Genomic DNA, 278 nt, shown 5'->3' on the forward strand with positions numbered 1-278 from the left:
GTCTGGGTGGCGAGATATTTCGGCGATTGCTTATCCCACGGACTTTTCACGCTCTTTAAATAAGGAATGGCGCTTGTCCAATAGGCTTCCGCATTTTCCGTATACCCGTTGCTCGTAGAGAAGAAAGATGCCTCAATCGGCTTGTTATCGTACGTTAAAATCTTTCCTTGCGTGCCGGCCACCGCGTTTGTGATTTTCTTGAGGTTGTGTGCGTACTTAGAACCCCATTCTTTTTTCAGCTGGCTTTTGCTTTGATAGACTTGGAACATTTGCGTATC

At 46.0% G+C, this 278-nt stretch carries 1 pseudogene; it reads right to left on the reverse strand.

What is annotated here, in order from left to right:
• A pseudogene (locus tag KVT31_RS29540) lies at nt 1–278 on the reverse strand (stage II sporulation protein D); the annotation flags it as partial.

The organism is Bacillus sp. GbtcB14 (assembly GCF_019091205.1).
In the GTDB taxonomy this organism is placed as follows: Bacteria; Bacillota; Bacilli; order Bacillales; family Bacillaceae_G; genus Bacillus_A; species Bacillus_A cereus_AG.